24 protein-coding genes are annotated in these 22,766 nt (G+C 48.5%); all 24 read right to left on the minus strand.

Annotated elements, in window-relative coordinates; genetic code table 11:
• Positions 1-10 precede the first annotated feature (10 nt).
• Complete coding sequence (locus RFN81_RS06000; protein ID WP_338539455.1) at positions 11-604, minus strand: type 4 pilus major pilin; 594 nt, start codon at positions 602-604, stop codon at positions 11-13.
• A gap of 55 nt (positions 605-659) precedes the next feature.
• Positions 660-1,697, minus strand: a complete 1,038-nt coding sequence (locus tag RFN81_RS06005) for a type II secretion system F family protein (protein ID WP_264498222.1) — start codon at positions 1,695-1,697, stop codon at positions 660-662.
• Positions 1,698-1,828: 131 nt separating this feature from the next.
• Positions 1,829-3,385 carry an ATPase, T2SS/T4P/T4SS family gene (locus RFN81_RS06010; RefSeq protein ID WP_264498223.1) on the minus strand — a complete coding sequence of 519 codons (1,557 nt, stop codon included), beginning with the start codon at positions 3,383-3,385 and terminating at the stop codon, positions 1,829-1,831.
• 25 nt (positions 3,386-3,410) lie between these two features.
• A complete protein-coding gene (gene pilP, locus RFN81_RS06015; RefSeq protein WP_264498224.1) occupies positions 3,411-3,917 on the minus strand; it encodes a type IV pilus biogenesis protein PilP in 507 nt (168 codons plus the stop codon).
• Positions 3,914-5,239 (minus strand): type 4b pilus protein PilO2, encoded by a 1,326-nt coding sequence (gene pilO2 / locus RFN81_RS06020; protein WP_264498225.1) that lies wholly within the window; start codon positions 5,237-5,239, stop codon positions 3,914-3,916. Before pilO2 ends, pilP begins: the two co-directional genes overlap by 4 nt.
• Before the next feature lie 10 nt (positions 5,240-5,249).
• Positions 5,250-6,914 (minus strand): PilN family type IVB pilus formation outer membrane protein, encoded by a 1,665-nt coding sequence (locus RFN81_RS06025; protein ID WP_264498226.1) that lies wholly within the window; start codon positions 6,912-6,914, stop codon positions 5,250-5,252.
• Positions 6,915-6,923: 9 nt separating this feature from the next.
• The gene (locus RFN81_RS06030) at positions 6,924-7,370 is read right to left on the minus strand and encodes a type IV pilus biogenesis protein PilM (protein WP_264498227.1); all 447 of its coding nucleotides are present in this window, start codon (positions 7,368-7,370) and stop codon (positions 6,924-6,926) included.
• On the minus strand, positions 7,370-8,710 hold the full coding sequence (locus tag RFN81_RS06035; RefSeq protein ID WP_264498228.1) for a TcpQ domain-containing protein: 1,341 nt from the start codon (positions 8,708-8,710) through the stop codon (positions 7,370-7,372). Before RFN81_RS06035 ends, RFN81_RS06030 begins: the two co-directional genes overlap by 1 nt.
• A 149-nt stretch (positions 8,711-8,859) precedes the next feature.
• Positions 8,860-9,108, minus strand: coding sequence for a DUF2442 domain-containing protein (locus tag RFN81_RS06040; protein ID WP_264498229.1), 249 nt, complete (start codon positions 9,106-9,108; stop codon positions 8,860-8,862).
• A complete protein-coding gene (locus RFN81_RS06045) occupies positions 9,092-9,334 on the minus strand; it encodes a DUF4160 domain-containing protein (protein ID WP_264498230.1) in 243 nt (80 codons plus the stop codon). The genes RFN81_RS06040 and RFN81_RS06045 overlap by 17 nt, the downstream gene beginning before the upstream one ends.
• A 201-nt stretch (positions 9,335-9,535) precedes the next feature.
• The gene (locus RFN81_RS06050) at positions 9,536-9,973 is read right to left on the minus strand and encodes a DUF29 domain-containing protein (protein WP_264498231.1); all 438 of its coding nucleotides are present in this window, start codon (positions 9,971-9,973) and stop codon (positions 9,536-9,538) included.
• An 87-nt stretch (positions 9,974-10,060) separates the two neighbouring features.
• On the minus strand, positions 10,061-10,609 hold the full coding sequence (locus RFN81_RS06055; RefSeq protein ID WP_264498232.1) for a single-stranded DNA-binding protein: 549 nt from the start codon (positions 10,607-10,609) through the stop codon (positions 10,061-10,063).
• Positions 10,610-10,673: 64 nt separating this feature from the next.
• On the minus strand, positions 10,674-11,156 hold the full coding sequence (locus RFN81_RS06060) for an STY4534 family ICE replication protein (protein ID WP_264498233.1): 483 nt from the start codon (positions 11,154-11,156) through the stop codon (positions 10,674-10,676).
• 797 nt (positions 11,157-11,953) lie between these two features.
• The gene (locus RFN81_RS06065; RefSeq protein WP_264498893.1) at positions 11,954-13,972 is read right to left on the minus strand and encodes a DNA topoisomerase III; all 2,019 of its coding nucleotides are present in this window, start codon (positions 13,970-13,972) and stop codon (positions 11,954-11,956) included.
• Positions 13,972-14,769 carry a PFL_4669 family integrating conjugative element protein gene (locus RFN81_RS06070; RefSeq protein ID WP_264498234.1) on the minus strand — a complete coding sequence of 266 codons (798 nt, stop codon included), beginning with the start codon at positions 14,767-14,769 and terminating at the stop codon, positions 13,972-13,974. Before RFN81_RS06070 ends, RFN81_RS06065 begins: the two co-directional genes overlap by 1 nt.
• Positions 14,770-15,373: 604 nt before the next feature.
• Complete coding sequence (locus RFN81_RS06075; protein ID WP_264498235.1) at positions 15,374-16,588, minus strand: STY4528 family pathogenicity island replication protein; 1,215 nt, start codon at positions 16,586-16,588, stop codon at positions 15,374-15,376.
• Between the two features lie 171 nt (positions 16,589-16,759).
• Complete coding sequence (locus RFN81_RS06080) at positions 16,760-17,014, minus strand: hypothetical protein (protein ID WP_264498236.1); 255 nt, start codon at positions 17,012-17,014, stop codon at positions 16,760-16,762.
• Positions 17,015-17,022: 8 nt separating this feature from the next.
• Positions 17,023-17,637, minus strand: coding sequence for a DUF2857 domain-containing protein (locus RFN81_RS06085; RefSeq protein WP_264498237.1), 615 nt, complete (start codon positions 17,635-17,637; stop codon positions 17,023-17,025).
• 22 nt (positions 17,638-17,659) lie between these two features.
• A complete protein-coding gene (locus RFN81_RS06090; protein ID WP_264498238.1) occupies positions 17,660-17,929 on the minus strand; it encodes a hypothetical protein in 270 nt (89 codons plus the stop codon).
• 3 nt (positions 17,930-17,932) lie between these two features.
• Positions 17,933-19,642, minus strand: a complete 1,710-nt coding sequence (locus RFN81_RS06095) for a ParB family protein (RefSeq protein WP_264498239.1) — start codon at positions 19,640-19,642, stop codon at positions 17,933-17,935.
• A complete protein-coding gene (gene dnaB-PI, locus RFN81_RS06100) occupies positions 19,642-21,009 on the minus strand; it encodes an SPI-7-type island replicative DNA helicase (RefSeq protein ID WP_264498240.1) in 1,368 nt (455 codons plus the stop codon). The genes RFN81_RS06095 and dnaB-PI overlap by 1 nt, the downstream gene beginning before the upstream one ends.
• Positions 21,002-21,397, minus strand: a complete 396-nt coding sequence (locus RFN81_RS06105) for a hypothetical protein (RefSeq protein ID WP_264498241.1) — start codon at positions 21,395-21,397, stop codon at positions 21,002-21,004. The genes dnaB-PI and RFN81_RS06105 overlap by 8 nt, the downstream gene beginning before the upstream one ends.
• Positions 21,394-21,768: a hypothetical protein gene (locus RFN81_RS06110; RefSeq protein ID WP_264498242.1), complete on the minus strand. Its 375-nt coding sequence runs from the start codon at positions 21,766-21,768 to the stop codon at positions 21,394-21,396. The genes RFN81_RS06105 and RFN81_RS06110 overlap by 4 nt, the downstream gene beginning before the upstream one ends.
• Positions 21,752-22,759, minus strand: a complete 1,008-nt coding sequence (locus RFN81_RS06115; RefSeq protein ID WP_264498243.1) for a hypothetical protein — start codon at positions 22,757-22,759, stop codon at positions 21,752-21,754. Before RFN81_RS06115 ends, RFN81_RS06110 begins: the two co-directional genes overlap by 17 nt.
• Between the last annotated feature and the right edge of the window lie 7 nt (positions 22,760-22,766).

Genomic DNA, 22,766 nt, shown 5'->3' on the forward strand with positions numbered 1-22,766 from the left:
AATTAACGCGTTAACGCGACGTGGTAATAATCAATGTCTTGTCACCGCCATCACACTGCGTACCGATCAGCGTCGCGGCCGTTGATGTGCCGGTAGTGACTTGGGCCGTCAGCATCGCGGTACTGCCAATGGTGACGGAATAGATAGATTCGCCGGCATTCAGGAACATTTGCGCCAGATCGCCACAACCGCCTTCCGATACCTTCGTCAGCGTTATCGCAATCGAGTTATTAAATGCCGATCCGTTTGTTCTGGCAGGAGCCAAGGCATACGTTCCGCCGTAGCGGTTGTAATACACATCCCCCGTGCGATCGACCGAGTTTGGGATCCCATTGACCGCCCGCAGGGTTGCCATTGACGCACCGGTATACCCGGCCCGGCTCTTCAGCTTGCGGGACTGCTCCAGCATGGTCGTGACTTCAGTTTGTGTGGCGCTGTTCTGATATAATCCCCAGAGATAAGTACCCAACTGAAAGACCAGAATAATGATTGCAGCAATGACCACTGCGGCGATAATCGCGTCCTTCAAATTCCCTCCCCGCGCCGGAGTAAGCCATTTTGTAATGCCCGCCTTGCGGCGGGACGTAGTCAGAGACATTTCCATTCAGTAACCTCGTGATAATAAATAGCGTTAGAAAAACATAATGTAGAAATGCAGATCAGAACCCCTGAGAGCTCAAGGTCATCGTTAGCCCCACCACAGAGAACATGACGTAAATCAGAAACGCACCAATAGCGCCCGCGAGTCCGAATGTGAGCCAGCCACTCAGCGATCGGATCCGCTCCAGCGTAACGGGCATCTGCTCCTCTCCCCAATCCGTCAGCACATCCGCAATATCCCGGCTGGCACCGGCACGGCTGAGAAAAATGGCGCTTTCCCTGGACGGGAAGTCATAGCCACTCTCATAGAGCGCCAGCCCGAGATTGCGACCGCTACGCACCCGAAACGCCGCCGCATCAAGGCGTGCAACCAGCCACGGTGAAGCATGCTTACTGAGTGTATTCAGGACTTCCAGGGGCAACATACCCGCTTTCAGCAACGAGCCGGCGCTGAGCATAAACAGCGCGCCCTGCAACGTAGAGTAGACTGACCAGGGAGGAATAAACTCAAGAACGCGGCGACGAATAACGCCCCCTCGCTTCGGCATATTGCGAATAATACGGATGGTGATAAGGCAGATAACGAAACACAGTATGGCGCCGTGCTCTTGCATTCCTCTGCTGACGCTGTTCAATATGATGATATGTAACGTCCAGCGATCCTCAGGAATAAGCTTTGACATTGCCGGCAATAGATATTGCGAAACGCCGTAGAGGATCCCCGGAACAGCGCACGCCACCATGCCCATTTGGCCTAATGCTGGCACCATGGCGCTGCGAATTTGCCGAATGTACCTCAGCAGGCTAATGGATTGGTCTAGCGCTTCAGACATATCGCCCGAGACATTTCCGACACGAAAAAGTACAGCTTCCAATGGCGAACACCACGCAGCCAGGACATCTTCCAGCGTAGCTATTTGATCCCGGGGACCAGGCAACCCGATTTCACCGAAGGTACGTTTACTGACCGCATCGCCCAATTGCTGGCACAGCAGGCTACCGCGATTACGCCGTTTTCCGTTATCGCTGTAGATATCGTGCATAATGTCGAAAATCTCTGCCGGCGGTATCCCCATTCGCCAGTACGTACGAACCATCTGCCAAAACTTAATCCGTTCCCTCAGCCAAAATGTCCGGCGCATCAAGGGGGGCCACGTCACAGATAAAACCAGAAAGACACCCAGTACCGGAAATACACAGAATGTCGATATCAGCAATATCACCATGACTACGCGCTCTCCGTAAAATCACGGTCTTCATCCGGATCCATGCGCTCTGTCGCCATCACCAGGTCAGTTTTGCCAGCCAGCAACAGACGTCGTAAATGTTGTCCGCGGCTAAATCCGCCCGCCTGTAGCCAGCGTCGGCGCGCCACAAAACTGCCCTCATCTAGCCAGATTTTCATGATATGACGGTCGGGCCGCACGATTTCAGCGACGATGGTTCGACCGCTAATCCCCTGATTAATCTCAGTTCCCAGTAGGGATTTGGTGCACTCAGAACAGCCGTCAGGGTTACGAAAACGTAATTGCGTAAGCTCATCCTCAGTAAACATGCGTCTGGCCAGTGCCTGATGCGCAAGGGGGATCAACTGACGTTTAAGCGCGTCTGACCACGGCAAGGCGCAGGACGGACACAGCGTATTCACCAGCGTTTGAGCAATTAGCCCCCGAAAATAGGTCGGGTTGGCCAGCTCACGCGCATCAATGCCCCAGTTACGCATACGGTTCAGTGCATCCAGCGGATAGGTACAGTGGATACCGAACCAGCCTGGATGGCCACTAATCGCTGTTTCCAATGCAGCATACGCAGATGCATAATCACGAGACTCCCCGGTGTAAAGACCATCCGGATCTAGACGCATATTCATCACCACACCGCCCGCCCAGGCTTCCCCGGCTTGATGAAAACTGAGATTATCGGTATCTACCGCACATTGGACTCCGCCCAAAATCAGCCCCTCGATCGGCGCCTCCTGGGTCATGAGGCTGACCTGAAAGTTATTTCTGGCCAGCCACCGACCCGCGAGGACCCGTTGCGTTGTCGATTTACCGGAGCCCGTGGTTCCGCAAAGCCCAATCAACCCCTGAGATGTCAGTTCAATTTCTTCCAGCACCGCTTCATGCTCCGGTTGATAACCCAGACTTTGCAGTGTTCTGATACGTCCGCGATCGTCTTCAATTAGGCGCATCACCGCGAAAACGCCACCGTCATCGGTCGGACGATGGCTGTAGCGGGCTGCATACAGGTTCATGTCTGCCAGAAATTCCGGTTTAACGCGGCCGTCCTGAGCAACCCGCGGGTTGTATCCCTGGGATTTGGTGTCGCACATACTTTCCATCATGGTCGACAACAGTGTCCCACCTTCCTCAAAATCCGGTTCACGAATGGTGTACAGCAGCCCGTTGATCCGGGTGCGGATCCTGCTTCCCTGACGCTTATCGAGATGCACATGAATATCAGAGGCGTTCAGCGATATGACACTGCGAAACATCCGACGTACCTCGCGCTGTGCACCACTAATCCCCGCCTCCACATCATGCGTATTGACCAACCCGTCTTGACCCAGTTCGCTTTTCATCACAAATTCAGGCGGTAATGGCTTCAGACCGGCACGACGCAGCCCGGCAAACCAGCTAACAAACGCCGGTTCTTCACGAATTTCCCGGTTAACACGGACGCTCACTGACTCGTTATTCAGGCGCGTGAGCGCAATGTCATCGCTGTACTGCGCGGGGACACGGCAGGCCAAATCTGCATTGGCATTGACTGATTGATTTTTCATTGTTGAGCCCTCCTCATCATTTTCATCACTGAGCGCCCCCTACGGGGATGGCCTGCCCATTACTGAGTTCGATGCTCCGTGCGGTAATGCGTTTCACTCGATTGTCGCTACCAGGCCAGATATCGCCTGGACGAAACACGATACGGCGACCATTAAATTCGGCGGCAGCACGTAGTGTGCCGTTTTCGCTCCATATTTCTTTCAAACGCGCCGCCGTGCTTACCCCTGCGCTTTTGCCCGCCGTCCCCATTCCAACGCCAGATGCCGATGAAGTCGAAGGAAGTAAAATATCGGGTCGATTCTTCAGCGCTTGTCCTTTCAGGCGGCTTTCTGCCAGCGCGTTCTGCGCATCTTGTTTCGCCTGCTGCGCTTTTAATAAATCAATTTCCAGCTCGACGGCTCTCAGCGTATCGACCGTCGGCTCATCAGAAACCAAGACACCCTCGGAAGGAATGGGACTGATTTCCGTCATATCAGAAGCCAATACCGATGCCGTAAACAGCAACGGAAACAGGAAAAAAACTTTCATCATGGTGCATTTCCTTCTGGTGCAACGCTGTTCTGGGCACGACTGTACGCCGTTCCATCCCATGACCAGGTCAATGACCGCCCTTCCAATGTCAGCCCGACACGCGTCAGACGAAGTCCCGCGGCTGACAAGCCAGCCAGTTGAAAGGAGGGCGCTAAACGGGAGGTATGAGAAAAGGCAAACGCACTCCAGTCCTGGATCCATATGACCTTTTCATCCGCCGGTATTGATGTGGGCGGAACACTCTGGAGTGAGGGGGGAATACCTCGGGACTGAAAGAAACTCAGCAACTGCCGACGAAGAGATTCACTCTCAATCACGCGATCGTCACCGCCCCCAGGAAGAGCGGGATAGGACCACGCAATTTGCGCAGAATCCCCACTCTCATCAATCAAGACAACCGGTGAGCCCGAGAGAGATTTCGTGGCCTGGATCAGGCGGTCAACCGTCGCCAGTCGATTATCTTTTTCCCGTACCCATGTCGTCATGACACCGTCAGCCCGGCAATCTGCTGAGGATAATGGCCAAAAACCCAACTTCAGGGGAAGTCCACCGAGCTTACGCTCGCAGACCGTTAACAACGTTTGAGCTGATGGTTGCACGACCCACGGATGGGGTAATACGCGTTTTTCTTTTTGAGAAGGCTCGCTATCTCCCGCCGCCATCGCGACCAGCTTGGCTTTTGCCGCCTGAGCCTGACGGGCAGACCAGTGTTGCCAGTATTGCACGCCCCACATTCCCGCAATGCCGACAGCAAACAGCACTGGCACACTAACTAATAACGCACGTTGTATTCTTGCTGGGCACGTTAATCGATAACGCGCAGGCCAGTCTCGACGGCGGCGCGGCAGAATATCGGCAGGCACAGCCGGCGCTTCAGGTGTAGAGGCGACATTCCATCCCGTACTGGGTGTTGGGGTGAGCGCAATAAATTCATTGGTGATGGCGAGCATATCGTCGCGTGTACCGCAGATGTCACCGTTAAGGGCCGGAATACCACTGATAGTCGCCAGGAAAACGTATTCATCGTCACCGAGCTGAACAACACCATACCCATTTTCCCCCGTCCAGTTCGTCGCCAGTGCGGCCAGTGACCACAACCGCCCAGTTCGCCACGGGCAAGTTCCTGTCACCGCTGGCGCACCAGTATGGATATCGGCAGTCTGACTCCTATCGGAAGTCTGATTCCCCTTGTTACGCCCACGAACGGGGGTGAGTTTCAGGGACAACACATCGCGGCCAAACCGCCGGGGGCGATTCTCCGCCATCGGTTCCCAGCGCAACCCGGCAATCAGGCCACCGTTTTCATGAGGAACTATAATCACGGTATTGCCCTCACATCAGCACCGGCGTAACGGCGATAATCAGGGTGACATCATCCGACTCACTGGATTTTCCCCCGCCGGCTACCGTGACATCAGGATGAATCGTCCCTTCCCGGGTCGACGTCAGGTTGCGCGAGTTATAACCGCTGACGATCAACGTCTGATTAGGCTTCAGATTGAATCGTTCACTTAAGCTACGTACCGTGGTATAGGGCATCTCCATTTTGGTTCTGCCGTCTTCAGAGGACTCACGGCGTAGCTGTGCCGGATCGGAGTGACTGAAGTTAAATTGCAACTGGATATCCCCTTCATCGCGAATATCCGGCAATAGCGTCATCTGCGTCCCCGTAGTGATACTGCCAGGCTCCATGTCAGTTGTGGCATAGTTCTCAGACACGGTTGTTTTCTGATTTCTCAGATAAACCATCTGACCTGCGATTTGAAATGGTGCTGGCACAAGATTGGTCGTTGTCGCTTCATGCGACATTACAACAGACACTTTGCCTTGCGTTTCCAGTGCATGAAGCAGTGCTGTCGTGCCCGCAAACTTGCCATTCAGTACATTAAAACCGGCAGAAGAAATCGCCGTCGTGGCTGTTGGTGTGCCTGCTAAGGTCATACCAAAGCGATCTAGACGATTCGCAACAACCGACCAGTCCAGTGACGTCTGGCTGGCACTTTTACGCTGAACCGAATAGACGCTGACCATCAACTTGACCATTTTGTTCATACGTACATTCAGACTGTCGATATAGGTCTCAACACGGTCCAGCACCTGCGGAACATCCGTAACAACCAACTCTCCCGTAGAACCCGACAGATGCCAGGTGCCGGAGGGGCTGATCATTGATTTGACTGATTCGGCAATATCATTGTGAATTTTGCTTTCCAGCTTAACGCTCGTGCTCTGTCCTGAGTTCTGACTGCCACTGACCGAACTGTTATCACCACCGGCCGTTGAACTGCTGGTCCCCGTCAAGTTAGAGTTCATCGCCGTTTCGGCATTGAGGACCTTAAGACGGTAAGTTCGCGTATCCAGGTAATACAGCACTATCTGATTATTTTCGAATTTCCAGCTAAGCCCCGAACGCGAGGTAATTTGGTCCAGTGCCCTGCCTAGGGGCTCCCCCTCCCAACTGATATCCGTAATCAGTCCCGCACTGATATTTGGCGAAAACGACGAGGTAGATGTAACGCCGCCAATACTGGCAAGCGCTGGACGTCCTCCGTTATCGGGACGAGGAAGTACTCCCTGGATAGCGCGTGTTGCACCGCCCCCCTGCGATGCCGCCCCCCCGGACAACACGCTCATGGCATCAGGTGTTATCACCACCGGGAAGCCGCAACTACGCGTAATACGTTGCCCGACTTCATACAGAGACAAGCTGCCATCGATATTCAATGTCAGGGTGCAGGGGGGTAACTTGAACTGCTGTGCACGTGTACTGACGCGGATCGGACGGGGATTAACCCAGGGCTCATCAACCCAGATGAGAGACGGTGACGAGGGTTTCGTACGCGATAATCCATGTAACTGTTCAGCCGTGCTGATATCACGCCTGGCCTGCTCATCAGTATGACGGAAGCCCTGTGTCGCACACCCGGCCAGAAGACTGGAAACAAACAGTGCCAGCAGAGTACGTCGACAAGGCAAATGACGGGAAAATGGCTGCATTTTCTTCTCTCAGTTGATGTATACCAGGGAGCCTTCCGAGACGCTGGCAGGCAATGAAATCGACCAGGGAGCCGGTTCGACCAGCGTGGTGACGCCGCCCCGTTCAAAACGGGCCAGCAATCTGGACTCACGCGAATACTCACGCAACGTGCTGGCCAGCCCTGGCACCTCACGGGTCCATACAATGATCCGTCCGTTATATTCGGTGCAGTGAATCTCCTGCGTGTCCGCCAGTCCCGGCACAGGAAGTGAATCTGCGGGACGAAGTCCGGGACACAGAGAAAGTACCGGTTTACCCTGGGCCTTTAACATGCCCAGGGCATTGGCAGTCTGCAGCATCTGGCGTGCCGTGGCGGTTTCGATGACGATATCGTTCTGCACACCCACGGGAGCACGCCAGCTCTGGTACCCACCGACCAGGACTAACAACGCCATTAACACCAGCATGCCCTGCATTACTTCAGCCCCGTTTTAAGTGGTTTATCAGACACCACCACCACACACTGACTGCGGTTGGCGAGGCCGTAGAGCGGGGTATCGACCCGCTCAGGTCCATATAAATAAAAAATGCGGTTCACGAATTCATCGAAACTGCCATGGATGACCAGACGAGGCGGCAGCGGATAATCGACATTAATCGGCCAAACAACGGCCCATTTTCCGCCATAGGGGCAATCCACCGTAGCAGCCGTCCGCGTCAAAAACTCACGTAACGTAGTGGTGCCGGGATCTGCTTTCCAGACGGGGGTAATGACCGGTGCAGGTTTGGCCTCAGAAGCCAGGGGTTTAGTGGGCGCGGGCGCAGGAACGGACACCATTGGCGCATGCACATCGGTTGCCGCGCTCACTTTAGACGGTGTCGAAAGTAATTTTGTCGTGTCTTCTTTTTTCGGCAGCTGCGCAACGGGCGCCAGTGGCAATGCCGTTGTCGGCCCCGGCATTGTTTTAGCGGCGGGAGCCGACGCCACTGAAGGTTTGAGTGATGATGTCACGGACGGCGCTGTTTTAGCAGCCACAGGCGGCGTCGAAACAGAGGCAGAAAATACCGGTTTATTTGCAGTAACCTGAGCATCCGTTCCCGGGGCAGAAGGTTTACTCCCTGTCACCGCCGGTGAAAGCGTTGTCAGGGTTGGGACAGGTAACGGCTGACTGTCTGCTTTTAACATTCCGGCGGTTGTCGTCGCCTGGCTACTCGTTCCGGTAAAGGGGTTAGCGGAGGGGTGAGGCGGAACCGCTGGTTTGACGGGGGTGACAGGCAATGCGGCGGTGGCGACAGGAGTAAATGAACGGTATTCATCGCGCAGCACAAAGCAAATTTCCCTGTTTACATCATCGACACGCAGTCGCCAGGCAGGGCCGGCGACTATCTGCAATGCCTCGCTGAGACGAACCGGGCCGATGTTACGTTGCACACCAGGCAACGGGCGCTCAAGCAGTTCAGAAAACGTGGATGACGTTGAGGGGCACAGCGAATAGCCAGACTCTAACAACAAATACCGAAACCCATCCCCCACGCTGCGTACCAGTTGCGGCGGCATGGTGATGTCTATCACCTGATTGAGAGGATCACGTTGTGAATCCGCTGGGCGGGTGCTGACCAGTGTGTAACGGTCATAACGCACGACTTCAGGTGAGCGATGTTGATAAATATCGTTCACTCTGGGAGATACGGATACGTTCTGACGGGGAGCTGAGGACGTTTTTGTCTGTTGAGCACATCCAGCGACCAACATTGCAGCAGCAGACAAGCATGCCAGCATTGGCGTATTTAGGGGGTGCCGTATAGGTCTTGTCATCAGTCTCCACCGTCGTTTAAGAGAAATCTCAAAATCAGGTGGTTATTCTGCCGACACGCCCAAACAGGACAACGCTAAACTAAAAACGTGCTCAGAAAAGAAAAACGCTGACCGAAGCCAGCGTTACATTATTGGATTAATAAAAATAATCATGCTGCATGGTGAGGGCGATGGGTAACATCGCCACGGCCATCAAGCAAACCTTCAACAGAAATATCTTCATCAAGATTATCCCAGTGAATACCACGGGGACTCAGTTCATAGTTATTCCGTTCCGCTTCTGTTGCATGCAACAATCTGGGAAACCAGGCTAACGGAACCCCCAAGGTACGAGCATCACTCAGCTCTACCCACATGTTGAATTCATCGAAACAAACTTTCTTAGCTGAAATAGTCATTCCAGGCCTCCAGAAATGACGCTTTGTTAGTATCAATAATTTCGGAGAGTTCTTTCAACACTCGAGCATTAAACCCATCATTTCGAGCAAGTTCAACCTCTGGCATTAACCAGAATTTGGCCTCCGCGCCTGAACCTCGGACATGGATATGTGCTGGCTCCAAGGGGTTGCCTTCATTCGAGTAGAAGAAAAATGTAAAACCTCTAAACCTCAGTATCACTGGCATCGGCGTACCTTTCATTACGTTGGATTATGGTGAATAAAAATGCGCCAGTCAAACCTGAGACAAGTATTGCGACACACTGACTCTCCCGTTGAAATAGGTAAAAAGGCGATTATTCTGCCGATAAGCAAGACTAAAACGTACGCACAAAAGAAAAACGCTGACCGGAGCCAGCGTTAGTGTCCCATAGCTACACGGGAAAAGTTAATTTGGCCAGAATTCGGAATACAACACCTCTTCTACCGTCCAGATTTGTTCGTCCGGCAGGTTTTCAAGATGGGTTTCATCCGCAGCAATAGCCACAGCTTTAGACCAGATCACATCATACCAATCAGGGTCATTCAGTTTGGTTTTCAGGCTGGGAGATTCTTTCAGCGCATACGCAACATCTTTGCGCTGCGCTTTGATCGTCTTTTCCCAGCTCGAACCACGGCGTTCAGGTTGATATTTCCATTTCAGCAGGTGAGCAATCAAGACAGCCATGCGGCTTGCCAGCTCCCTTTGTTCGCTCTTACCCACGTCTGCAATCTCCTCCGCGATATTTTCACGGTCGATCTCTGAAAATTTACCGGAGCGTAAGAGAGCTGCTTGTTCGCTAGCCCAGGCGACAACATCAGTCTCGTATCGAGTATGTGTAGTCATTTTTACCTCCGTAAGATCACAGACAAAGTAAGTGTTTCACTAAGTCTGTCATGTAAAAAAGCACCAGTCAAAGACTGGTGCATGTGTTTACGAAATCGCGTAAATTGCCTTGCGACATACGCCATAGCCGAATCCGAGGAACGGGATGTCGTCATCAAAATCCATCGGCGGTTCATTGCCTGCCGGACGTTGAGATTGAGGTGTACCACTCTGCGCCGATGCAGCTGGCTGCTGAGGTTTTCCCCATGCAGTACTGGCTGCACTTTGGTTGTTATTTCCGTCGTTCGGGCGAGATCCTAACATCTGCATCGTACCACGCTGGCTGACTACAATTTCGGTCGTCCAACGATCTACACCTGCACTGTCCTGCCACTTACGTGTTTGAAGTTGCCCTTCAATGTAAACCTGAGACCCTTTACGCAAATACTCTCCGGCGATTTCAGCGACCTTCCCGAATATCACCACACGGTGCCATTCAGTGCGCTCCTTCTCTTCGCCAGTTTGTTTATCGCGCCAGGTTTCTGACGTTGCCATAGTAATACCAGTAACGGCGTTACCATTTGGCATATAACGAACTTCTGGATCCTGTCCCAAAAATCCGATAAGTGTTACTTTGTTAACACCACGTGAAGCCATAATCCTTCTCCTTTTGCATTGAAAAACACCCCGCGAACGGGGTGTCTAGAATGAGTACCTGTTATCAGAACGAGTTTTCCGCATAGGCTTTAGAAGCTGCAGCAGCGCCATTCTGAGGAGGTACGGAGTCGGGTTTCTCAGCTTTATAGACCATATTCTGGCCTACCTTTATCCAGTCCACCTTAATCAAACGGGCTTTCTGGCTAACACGCTGTTCACCGGCATGATCACCGGATTTTAATGTAAAAATCTCAGTAGAGAGGTTGCTAAGTGTAAATCCGATAAGAACTTTCTTATCCTCATCGGACGCCTTTTGACAGCGTGCGATCAAGTCAGACGCTTTCTTACCAGCGACAGTGACATCAAAGCGAACATAGCTCGCGTCATCTGAAGGACCACACAACGCATTAACGACACAGCTCAAGAATTGCCCTGATGCACCAGTAACTTGGCGAATATTACTGACATACCCCAATCCATTAATCAAAAGATTAAAATATTCTGGTTTACCAGTGTTTTGAGCTTGGTTGTTGTTATTTGCAGACATAATGTATTTCTCCATGGAATGTTAATTTATTCGACGGGAAAAACATTTCCCTTGAGGGAATTATTTTTCCCGTCAAGGGTCAGGATCAGCTGTTATCCTGGCTTGTCTGGTTAGTTAAGCGGGACCTTCATCACCACGCTCGTAGCGGCGTTTAAACTACTTGGTGACATCTGCTTTCAAAGGATGGCAGATTTACCGCGCTTCTTAATCACGCCCTTTTCCTTACAGGCTCTGGAAAAGTGATTCAGTCACCCGAAGGCGATCCTCACAGACTGAAAGATCATTGGTGGTCATCAGAGATGACGAGTAAGCACGTTCATTTTTAAACCACAGCACTATATCGTCAAACCTAAATTGTTTATGTGTGAGTGAAAATAAAACGGCATTTGAGATGAGTGCCTTTGGGGAACTGCAGTTTGTAAGAACATCTGACCAATGACTGATAAATCGTTACTGGTTCTACGGCAATCAAACGCCTATTCGCTCCTGCTCGACGCGGAGATACGTCCGGCTCGGACTGTCGGACTGTTCTCGCAATGGCAAAATAAAACGGTGTCGGTTTTATCCGACACCGTCTAACAGGATGTACCATGTCCCTGAGGTCTTCAACATAGCTCCGAGGAAATTTCCTGACGCGCTTTTCACGGAGTGGATGCGTCTTACAAATCGACTGAGTGTGCGGCAGCCATCTGTTGGGCTGGTAGTGGTCAGTTCCCCGTAAGAACGTCAACACTACCTCGTAGCCTGCGAGGTACTATTGCATCAAAGCGGCTTTACCATATCAAATATGGCAAATATCAGGTAGCTGGTTTACTCCTAGTTTTTAGGTTTTTCTTCCCTCGTTTAGTCTTTTTTACCCCTTCGCCAACAATCCCTTTGCAGAGTGGATACTTTGCACAGCCCCAAAACGCACCATTGTCGCTGTTTCTTTTTCTCATTACCCCACCACATTGAGGACACGACGGGGAGACTGGAGCCGTTAACTTAATCGCTTGCTGGCGCCCCCTATCGACTAATCGTAATGTCCATTCTTTTTGCTTTTGTAAAAATGCATCTAACGACATGCGTCCTTCAGCAACATCATCTAATGCCTGTTCCCAAAGTGCAGTCATGCCAGGATTCGTCAGCGCTTCTGGTAGCTGAGAAATCAGCTCTCTGGCCAGTTGGGTCGAATAGATAAATTTATCACGTCGTTTTAGATAATTACGTGTGAATAAGACATCAATTATCCCTGCTCGAGTTGCCTCGGTACCCAGTCCAGCATTATCACGTAATATTTTTTTTAATGTCGGGTCACTAATAAAACTGGCTGCGTTTTTCATTGCATCAATCAATGTTCCATCAGTAAAGCGAGATGGAGGTTTGGTCTGTTGTTCCTTGACTTCACACGTTGACACATTACAAATGTCATTTGTATGTAAGATGGGAAGAGCTTCTTCATTTCCATTCTTATCAAAATAAGCATCGGGTTCTTTGTCATTAGAAAAAAGTTTTTTCCAACCTATTACTACAGCCACGCTACCCCGGGTTTTAAAGAGTTGCCCCCCTAAATTAAATGTAACATCCGTAATATCAGATTCCTGAAGTGGAAAAAACTGTGCTAAGTAATGCAATCGAATGAGTTGATAAACATTCAGTTCATCATCTGATAGTTTACTGATATCAAACGGCTGTTTTGTGGGAATAATTGCATGGTGAGCTGAAATTTTTTTGTCATTCCAGATACGGGAAACAAAAGAACTATCAACCTCGTTAACAAGTGGGGTGATGGAAGGATCTGACTTCAAAATGGCTGAAAGTACATGGTTTACCTCCCCTTTCATTAATTCAGGCAAATACCCACAATCAGTTCGAGGATAAGTCGTTGCTTTATGAACCTCATAAAGCGACTGAGCAATTTCTAATACCTTTGGGGCGCTCATTCCCCACTTATCGGAACAAGCTTTCTGTAATGCGCTCAAACTAAAACATAACGGTGCCGATGTTTTCACTCTCTTTTGTGATATATCAATAACAGATGCTGATGACGTTTGTTTGCAGAGCTGCTCTACTGCAAGCGCCACATTATGCTGAACACATCGCTTCTCATCGTCACAATATCCAGCAGCGGGAACCCATTGAGTCCTAAATATCACTCCTGATTTTTCAAGATCAGTGAATACCTGCCAGTAAGGTTTAGACGTAAAATTCTCGATAATGTTGTCTCTCTGGACAATTAGCGCTAATGTCGGCGTTTGAACCCGCCCTATAGATAACAGCTCATCTACACCTTGCTCCAAAGCTTTAAGGGTATAAATTCGCGTTAAATTCATCCCAATAAGCCAGTCAGCTTTACTGCGCCCCATACCGGCATAATAAAGACGGACTGTTTTTTCTCCAGGGAGTAGATTATCTAACCCTTTTCGGATGCTGGCATCGTCAAGTGCGCTTAACCACAGTCGTTTTACGTTCCCAGTAAAACGGCAATAATCCAGTAACTCTCTGGCTAAAACTTCTCCCTCTCTATCGGCATCTGTAGCAATAATGACTTCATCTGCCTGTTTCAATAACCGACTAATTACGGCGAATTGCTCAGCAGAATTTTTCTTAACAATCATTTTCCATTCTGTTGGCAAAATCGGTAATACATCCATTCGCCAGGGTTTGCAGAACTGAGCGCCATATTCTTCGGGGGAGGCGATTTCCAGAAGGTGTCCAAAAGCCCAAGTTACGACAACGCCTGCGCCTGATAAAAAGCCTTTTCCTCGTTGATTTGCACCTATAAAACGAGCGATATCTCGCCCCTGGCTCGGCTTTTCGCAAAGAAAAAGTCGCATCATTTTCCCTCATGCAACGGTGATGAGAACGATGAACGAACTCGGCCAGACATGACGTCAGGATCAGGTTCACCAAAACGTTCTATCGCTTTAATACCAATAGGTGTTCTCAATAAAATATCGCTTCGAGTGACACTGAATGATCGATAACTTTGTACCAATCCATAAATTTGTCTGACTGCATATCCATTGCTGTCGAGATATTTATCTCTTTGCGCTCTGGAAATTAATCCGTAGTGGAAAGCTTGAAACACTCTCATAGCAAGTTGATCATATCCGACCAACAGCCATACACAGCGGTAGCCAAGAGGTGATCGGCTATACACGCCAATATTTAACGGAGAAACGGAACGGACATCAGTTAATGACAGTGTTTGAGGTATCGATTTTAAAATACTGGACAATTCATCAACGTCAGATTGTATTTTTTGGCTCGACACTGTCAGGGCATCTTCTAACTTAACCAATAATGCATCTGCGTACGGATTGTCTAGAGACGAATCATTGTTTGCCACGCCAGCAACGGCAATAACCTGAGGCATACTAAAGATCCGAAAAAAACGCGCTCGATGCTTTGGTTTTTTATCCAAATTATCGTCCCGGTGCCCCCTCCTACGACCATCCCATAACCGAATCGCATAATGAGTATGGAGTTCTAGAGTCAAAGATGATTTCAATGCGCCAGCTCGGGGCTCACGTTCACGGATAGGATTACTGGTAGGGGATAGAACTGTCGGCTCTGGTGAAACTGGCTCCTGGTGTGTGCCATTATTCATATCATGATCTAACTCTGACATCGCTAACTCCTTGTGCTGACCTAAAATATTTCTGATATAGGTTAGAAATATTCAGGGCAAAGGAGTAACCAGCTCAATTCCAAACCAGTTTTACAGATCTGTAAATATCCATGAATTAAACAAACAGAAATTTATGGCCATTTTTTAATCATTGCTGGCAGTGTCAGCAGCGTATGTTTTTTAACCAGTTCAACACCCACCCACCAAAACCATCCCATTCTGGCGCCTAAATTCCCAATGTGGTTATTTTTTAATCGCTGTTGCAGCCCTGCAACAGAGCCTATTTTTTAACCAATTCAACACTCATCCATCAAAACCATTCCATTCTGACACCTAAATCCTCAATGCGGTCATTTTTTAATCGCTGTTGGCAGTGCCAACACCGCCTATTTTTTAACCATCCCCACAATCATCCAGCCGCACATTTCCGCTATATCTCAGACAATGCGCTCAGAGCAGGAGGCTTATTAAAAACATCATCAAAAGTATCCCAAACGCAAATGCTACACACACAGCAAAGTGCACATGACCTTCAAACTCTTTAAGACTTTTTTTATATCTATACTTTCCGATGTTTTGCATTGTTAGTCCTCTTACTTACTTATTATTCACCGGTACACTTCCGACGTATTTCAGCCAATACGTTCAGAACATGTGCCTTGTTTGAAACTTGTACGGCAGGTTTAGGCATAATATCGGTTGCTGCCGCAGGAGAGGCTACCACTTGAGATTGCGTTGGCCGTCCAGACGGTGCCGGTGTTTTTTGTGCGAAGAGTTTTCCGTCACGGGCTCGTTTCAATACGGCCAGTAGCCAACCAATCGGGTTAGTAAGTCCACCGTCAGAAAGCACCCTATTTATCGATTGCAATACCTGCTCAGCTTGCTCGCTAGTCAGTGCCTGAAGTTGATCTGTCACCATGCCACGGTCATCCGGCAGCAGCAGTTGCTCAAATGCACTCGGCAGTACGTACGTATTTCTTTTTACACTGTGTGTATTACTACGTACGTAACGGTTCGGATTCCGAACTGAGCGACACCCCCTTGAAATACCACTGAGTTCGGATTCCGAACCAGGTGATTTATCCCCTTCTGTATGACTAAGTTCGGATTCCGAACTTAGTGATTTTGCGTCCGAACTCGGTGATTTTTGTCTTAGTTCGGATTCCGAACTCGGGTAATGAGTCCGTTGCCTAGCCGCTAGTTGCTGTGGAGTTTGAATAGCGTCCAGACGACTTTCTATGAGTGCGATACGGCTATGACGATGCCTCATCGTTACGTCATTCTTGATTTCATTCAGAACATCATATGCAGTCTGACTGATGGTTTTGTTTTTGTTCTGACAAGCTTCAGCAACCATATCCAGCCAACCGGGATCTAAAATCTCCGCATCACGAAATGAGAGAGGTTCATCATGTTGCGCGTAAATATTTCCACGAACGCGCCCCTTTTTGTCGCGAACGCGTTTGCACAAACTCAGCCAACCGGTGATCCGCAACATCAGCAGAACACGGCTGATGGTCTCCCGGGAGGCCTTACCTTTGTGAGGGGAAGCCAATTGAAGCTGTAATTCATCATACGTAGGGAAAATTGCGCCCTCATTTTGCTGGGCATACAAACGGATCATCATCCAAGCCATCTTATCCAGAGGAGATAGCCGAGTGTCTAATAGTAAACGTCTGGGATACGCATCATGTACGTTCCCCATGTAAAGCAACCCGCTACGCAGTTGTCCTGCGTCATCGCCGGGTATTCGCTCAGCCAACCGAAGATTCATCTTCTCAACGGTGTAGGCTATCAGGCTGTCTGCCGGCAGATTCATATTGTTGTCCTTATCGCTGACTGTTTCTTATACGGCTGTTGGCTCGTAATAAAAAACATCAATGCACTTGTTTCTGCATCCGAATAGTCAGATGCAGCATAAACACACTGATTAGCCATCTTTTAATTGACTCATTTTTAATACTTCGATTTCGACATATTCCACCTCATATTATTTCCGTATTTCGTTGTTATAACGTTCGTGGTTCATTAATTCCCAAGAGTCACCATGATTCCGGCTTAATAAACGCCAAAACGGACCGATATCAATTTTTAAATACCGGGAGTTTTTTTCTGTAAGACGGGTGTAATTTCGCTCGCCTTCTCGAAAGCGTCTAATTTGATTCTTAGCCTTGTGGTAATGTGATTTTGGCACGGTTGCCGGAGCATATAATCCCGGCATAATTTCACATAAACGAGAACGCATTATTATCCTCACCGTGATATCGTTTTTCTTGCTGATTCAGCGGGAATATTCATCCGATGCGTTTGACTCCATGATCGAACAGCGTGCCAGACAGCCGTCAATGACACATCCATCTGCTCTGCAGCTAACATCATGACATCCAACCCTTCGCCACTGTCGACATTTTCTACAGAAGCCAATTGCCAACGCTGCCATAACACCACACTTTCCTCTTCGCTCAAAACAACGCCGCGCCCGGGACGTACATCAATGCCGGCAATGCGCCGCCGATTAGCGACTTCCAGACTGGATAGTCCAAACATGTGTTGCATGAGTTCAATCGACCCACCTAGTGATAACGCACGATCGATGCGTTGTACGCGCATCTGTTCTCGGCGAGCATGCTGAACCAGACGATAAAAATTCTCGTGATGAAGGCTGAACTGCAATACGGAAACGGAGCTATTAGAAATATAATGCAAGTCTTCAATCGTCAAACTTTGCAGTAGTTGCATTTCCTCTTGTTTTAGTCCAAGAGACTCACAACGACGTATATAACCACTCTTTAAGTCCATCACTAACTGGGTAAGAAGGTTATTTGCTGGCTGAGATACATTTGCTATTTGTAGTGAACTTTCACTCATGATTTTCCTCTGCATTTACGTGTTATTTATTTTTTGAACAACCTGAATACCTGTCTAATAAATACTCATGAATACGCCGAAAATCAGCAATTAACGGCGTACATTCATTCGCTGTTTTTAAGAAAATGTCACATTCATCATGCTGGCTGAGTATTTCACCGCGCAGATCTAATATTCTGACATCCTCTGTATACGCATCCCGTATCTGGCGTTCTTTCTCTTTTATGGCACTAGATAGTGCATTAAGCAGCACCTCATAATAGGTGCCGCTTTCTAAACGTAATTTCCCCATCCTTTACCGCTCAGCTTGTTCCATTACGATCTGCCGCTGATGTTCACGTAAACGACGTAATACTCGAATCAAGCGTAACATTTTCACGGTGTAAGCATCGTCAAGAACGGGTGAATCCCCTTTGTTTGCGGAGCCGATAACATTCAGGCAAAAGCTGAACATATTGAATGATTCATCGCTTTGCTGGCCAGCTAATCCATTGAGAAACAGAATAAACGGTGCTTTAGATGTCATCGGGGCAATATAGCCAGCATCAAGAGGCCCTTTCGCTTCCTGGATTTCATTGGGATAGCCCATAGCCTCAGCCAGCTCAAATGCCAGTCGATAAGCGCTATCCTGCAAATGTTCGATATCATCCTGGAACGCTGATATCTGCCAGATATTAGCGACAGGCTCCAGACCACTATTAGCGAAAGAGAGATCTGGAGCTAAAGATGTTGGCAATGGGGATGAATGCTCTTCTGATGGTAAAGAAGATGTTGTGTGGTGATCCGAAGCATCATCCATGCGACGCACATTTCCCCCATTACTAGCATGAGAGGTTGCGCTGTCATTTGTTTTGGCACCTTCATCTTCTTCATTTTCATCACTGTCATATTCATCGTATTCATCATTAGTATGCTGACGATGTTCATCAACAGCACTGTTTAACGGTGGAGAAGCAACTGTTGAAGCCGGTGCCGAAAAAACGTGCCTATCGCCATTATCCCCATGTTGTGAGGCTGTGGATTTGGCGTTAGCATCATCGCCTTTATCCTTATTTGTGGTTTCAAGTGGGGATTCATGGACGAACGGGGGTAATGGCTCGGTATCACCAAAGAGCTTACGCTGATTACGCACTTTCGGATCCAGCTCCATCACCCAGCGATCGTAGTTAAGCGATGGGTGCGGTAAGGCCTTAACCAGATCACCGATGAACTCGTCCCTGAACATTTCCAGTGACCAGTCATCTGGAGAATCAAATTTTTTACAGCACCCGCCAAAAACGTCCTCAAAAGACATTTCGGTTGAAACTGTCAAAACATACTCAGACCAGATTTTTTCAGCATCATGCCTTGATGATAGTAAGCTTCTAATTTGGGGAGCGCCTAATCCTGATTCAAGTAAATTTGGCATATAGGGGTACAAGAAGGTTATCGCGCTCTCCATACGACTGATACTGGATTTGTCGGTTGGCAATCCCTCTTCCGCTAGCAATACTTCCAGCTCACGCAGTGATACTGATTTACCAAGTTGTTCTTCATAAATTTTGCGAGCTTTCTGGATACCAAAGGCCTTTTCAATAAAAGCCAGCTCACCACGAACTTCGTTCTCTACCAAATGGCCAATGACACACTTAAGTCGGCCGGGCCAAGGTTTAAAAATAACCGTGTGGCGAAAGAAGCGTTCTTCGCGAGTTTCTTCCCATAGCTCACTTAGAATTTTATGACGAGTATTACCACCATCACTGAAGATATATACACCGGGAACATTCGGATCAAGTGTAACCTTGGGTACATTATCTAACCCTCTATGACGAATAGATTCTTTAATCTCGTCATATTTGGGATTGCGCGTAGTACGTGGATTATCAGGGTTAGGAGCCATCTGATCCAACGTCAGTACCATCGGCATTTCATTGACGGGTAGTGCTGAAACCTGAGCGGTTGCAGGCTCCCTACTGCCTTGCAGCATTGCGTTACCAAGTTGCAACGAGGCTATTTTTTTATTCATCAGTATTTCTCTCCATAGCCTAAATGCCATTCTCTAAAACGCGTATATTGCGCATCAAAGGCAAGTTTTACCGTGCCCACAGGACCTTGACGTTGTTTACCAATAATGATTTCAGCCAACCCTTTTTCTGAGGTATTAGAGTCGTAAACTTCTTCACGATGGATGAACATAATCATGTCCGCATCCTGTTCCAGAGAACCACCATCCCTGAGATCAGATAGGGTCGGTCGCTTATCAGCTCGGGTTTGTGACGCACGATTTAGCTGAGATAACGCCAGCAGAGGAACATTAAAATGCTTGGCAATGGCTTTGAGAGAACGAGAAATTACCGATATTTCCTGAGTACGGTTTTCAGAACCGGGTGAACTCATTAACTGCAAGTAATCAATCATGACCAGGCATGGCTGACCATATTTACGAATAAAACGGCGTAGGCGGGAACGTAACAAAGTTGGAGTTAACTCGCTGTTATCATCAATTACCAGGCGATCTTCCCAGGATTTCATCACTCCTAATGCATTGGATATTTTCCCCCAATCTTCATCACTCAATTGGCCACTGCGCATTGCCTGGATGCTCACACCTGCGATAGATGCAGCCATACGCATAAGCAATTGTTCTGTTGGCATTTCCAGGCTAAATATGAATATGGGTTTATCAGTTATACGTTCAATCGCATTTTCAGCAAAATTTAGCCCTAACGATGTCTTACCCATTGAAGGACGTGCGGCAAGAATAATAAAGTCAGCTTCCTGCAGACCGCACGTCTCTTTATCTAACTCGCGATATCCCGTAGGCGTTCCCGTTATTCCATCAGGTATGGAAGAGTTGCGTTCTAAACGATTTACAACTAGCATCAATCCCTGTTGGACTGTCGTTTCACTTTTGGTTTCACGTTGCTCCGATATGTCAAAAAGCGCTTGCTCAGCCTTTTCTGCAATATCAGACACTTTTATTCGTCCCTGTGCCGTGGACATGGCATCAGCGCTGATTTGTTTACCCAGCGTAATCAACTGACGAGCCTGGCTCCTGTCCCTTACAATTTCAGCATAGGCATTCGTATTCCCTGCACTCGGCGTGTTTTTAGCCAGTTCTGCGAGGTAGGCAAATCCCCCAATTGACTCAAACAGGTTATTAGGGGCCTTTTCGATTGATTCAGACAGCGTTACGAGGTCGATTGGTTGACCTCTCTCGACCAACCGTTGCATAGCCGTAAATATCTGCTGATGTGCCCGATTGTAAAAATCGCCGGCAACAATCCGTTCAACCACATCGTCCCAGCGGTTGTTTTCCAGCATTAATGCCCCGATAACTGACTGCTCGGCTTCCAAAGAAAAAGGAAGATGTTGCATCTGGGAGTTAGCCATGCGCAGCCTCCTTTCCGCCACAGCCAATCTGACTAATGCTCATGAATGCTTTCACCAGGCGCTCATGTGTTCTGGGTGAAACTAGCATCAGAGGCCAATCATCCAAATAGCGGGGGCGTTTGGCATCCCGATCCCAGCCAGTCTCAAACAGCATCTTGTCACCAGGTGATGGTGAATCATCCAATGAGAGAAGAGATAGTTCCCGTTCAGGAAAAACGTTGTAAACAATGACGGAGGATTCAGGAACGCCCCACGTGTTCGCCAGGAGCGACCGTAAACGTTCTCCGGCATGTTCAGTGTGAAACGTTTCAAAAAAAACGGTCTGTTCATCAACGTCTTTATAACGCCAATGGTTGCAAGAGCAGAATGCTCGATGGAGAGTCTTCATTGCGCTCCCTCCCCGACATAACCATCTGCTAAAACTACATTAAAGCCATGTAATAAAACTGTTTTTAGTAGGGTTATGTAAACTTCTGAAAAGGGCGTCGGACTGACAGTTGCCAGGGATATACTCCCTTTCACTGGATGCACGTTTTCTGATCGATGAGTTTCGCGACCGCGATCAGAAGCACATGCCAGTGATTTCATATCAACCATTATTTGTGAGATAGAAATATGAACACAAACAAGCAACATCAGTCCGACATTGAACCGATTAAAAAATACTCCATGCAGTTTTTCTTGCTGCAAGACGATAGCGTTATGATTGCCAATGACCTCAATAATCCTTTCCCGCCCCATTTCATTGAATCGGATCATCCGTTTCCTCCTCTGCATCAGGGTGAGTAGATTGAACTGGACACTGTGGGTCTAGAACATCCAATCCCGATGATTTTTCGGGTTCATTCCGTCCTGAATTCGGTAAAACGGCATGGGAATTTTGGGGGGAAGCCATCTCGTCCTGAATATGGTCCATATCTGGAGTACTGGCATACTGACGTTCTGGTAACGAAAGAACCACGGGTTCCCACTGAATTGACGTCATTGCTAGAGGCCAACCATATTCCGAAGACGCGCTCTTAAGTACATGAGAAAAAAGTGAAGCAATATAACGAAGAACATCAGCCGAAAAGACACTAGGCTGGACTTCAGATAGCATGAGTTCTACCCACTGATCCAGAGCAGCTTCATCATCACTATAGATCCACTGAAGCAGTAATAACGGATGTTGAAACTGATTCAGACTGGTGAGTTGTTTTGACTGGTATGCATCATTGAACACCGCTTCTTTACCGAAGCGGTGCAATACCAGAGCCGAACTAAAGTGTTGCCGGAGATGTCCAGCAATACGGAACGGTTCCCGTAAGAATTTATCGTCCTTTTTCCCGTAAATAATACTAATAAATGAGATCCAATAATTGCGTCCCACACTCAAATGACCAAAACCAGTACCGCGCACTTTCCCCTCTTTCTCTCTCGCCAGGAGATCGATGAGGTCTTGTAGATCGTTCTGCAACAGGACTATTTCTGCATTTCTATAGCGTTCAACATCATTTTCAATCGCAGCACGGTGAAGCGGATACCATAGGTCCCTGAACCAGGTACGTAATTCATCTGGTTCAGTCGTACTGATAATTAAAGCACCATCATTCAATTTACGGACTTTTAGATGACAGTTGCTGATCCTGGGCTCTTCACCTTTCCAGAAAAACTCACCTTTCTCACAGACGGTCTCAATAATAAAGCTCAGTTCATCCAGTGACTCTTGAGTCAGTAACTCAGGACATTGGAAGCGATTATTCGTCGTCATAGCCGCC

The sequence above is a fragment of the Pectobacterium cacticida genome (assembly GCF_036885195.1).
GTDB classification, from domain to species: Bacteria; Pseudomonadota; Gammaproteobacteria; order Enterobacterales; family Enterobacteriaceae; genus Pectobacterium; species Pectobacterium cacticida.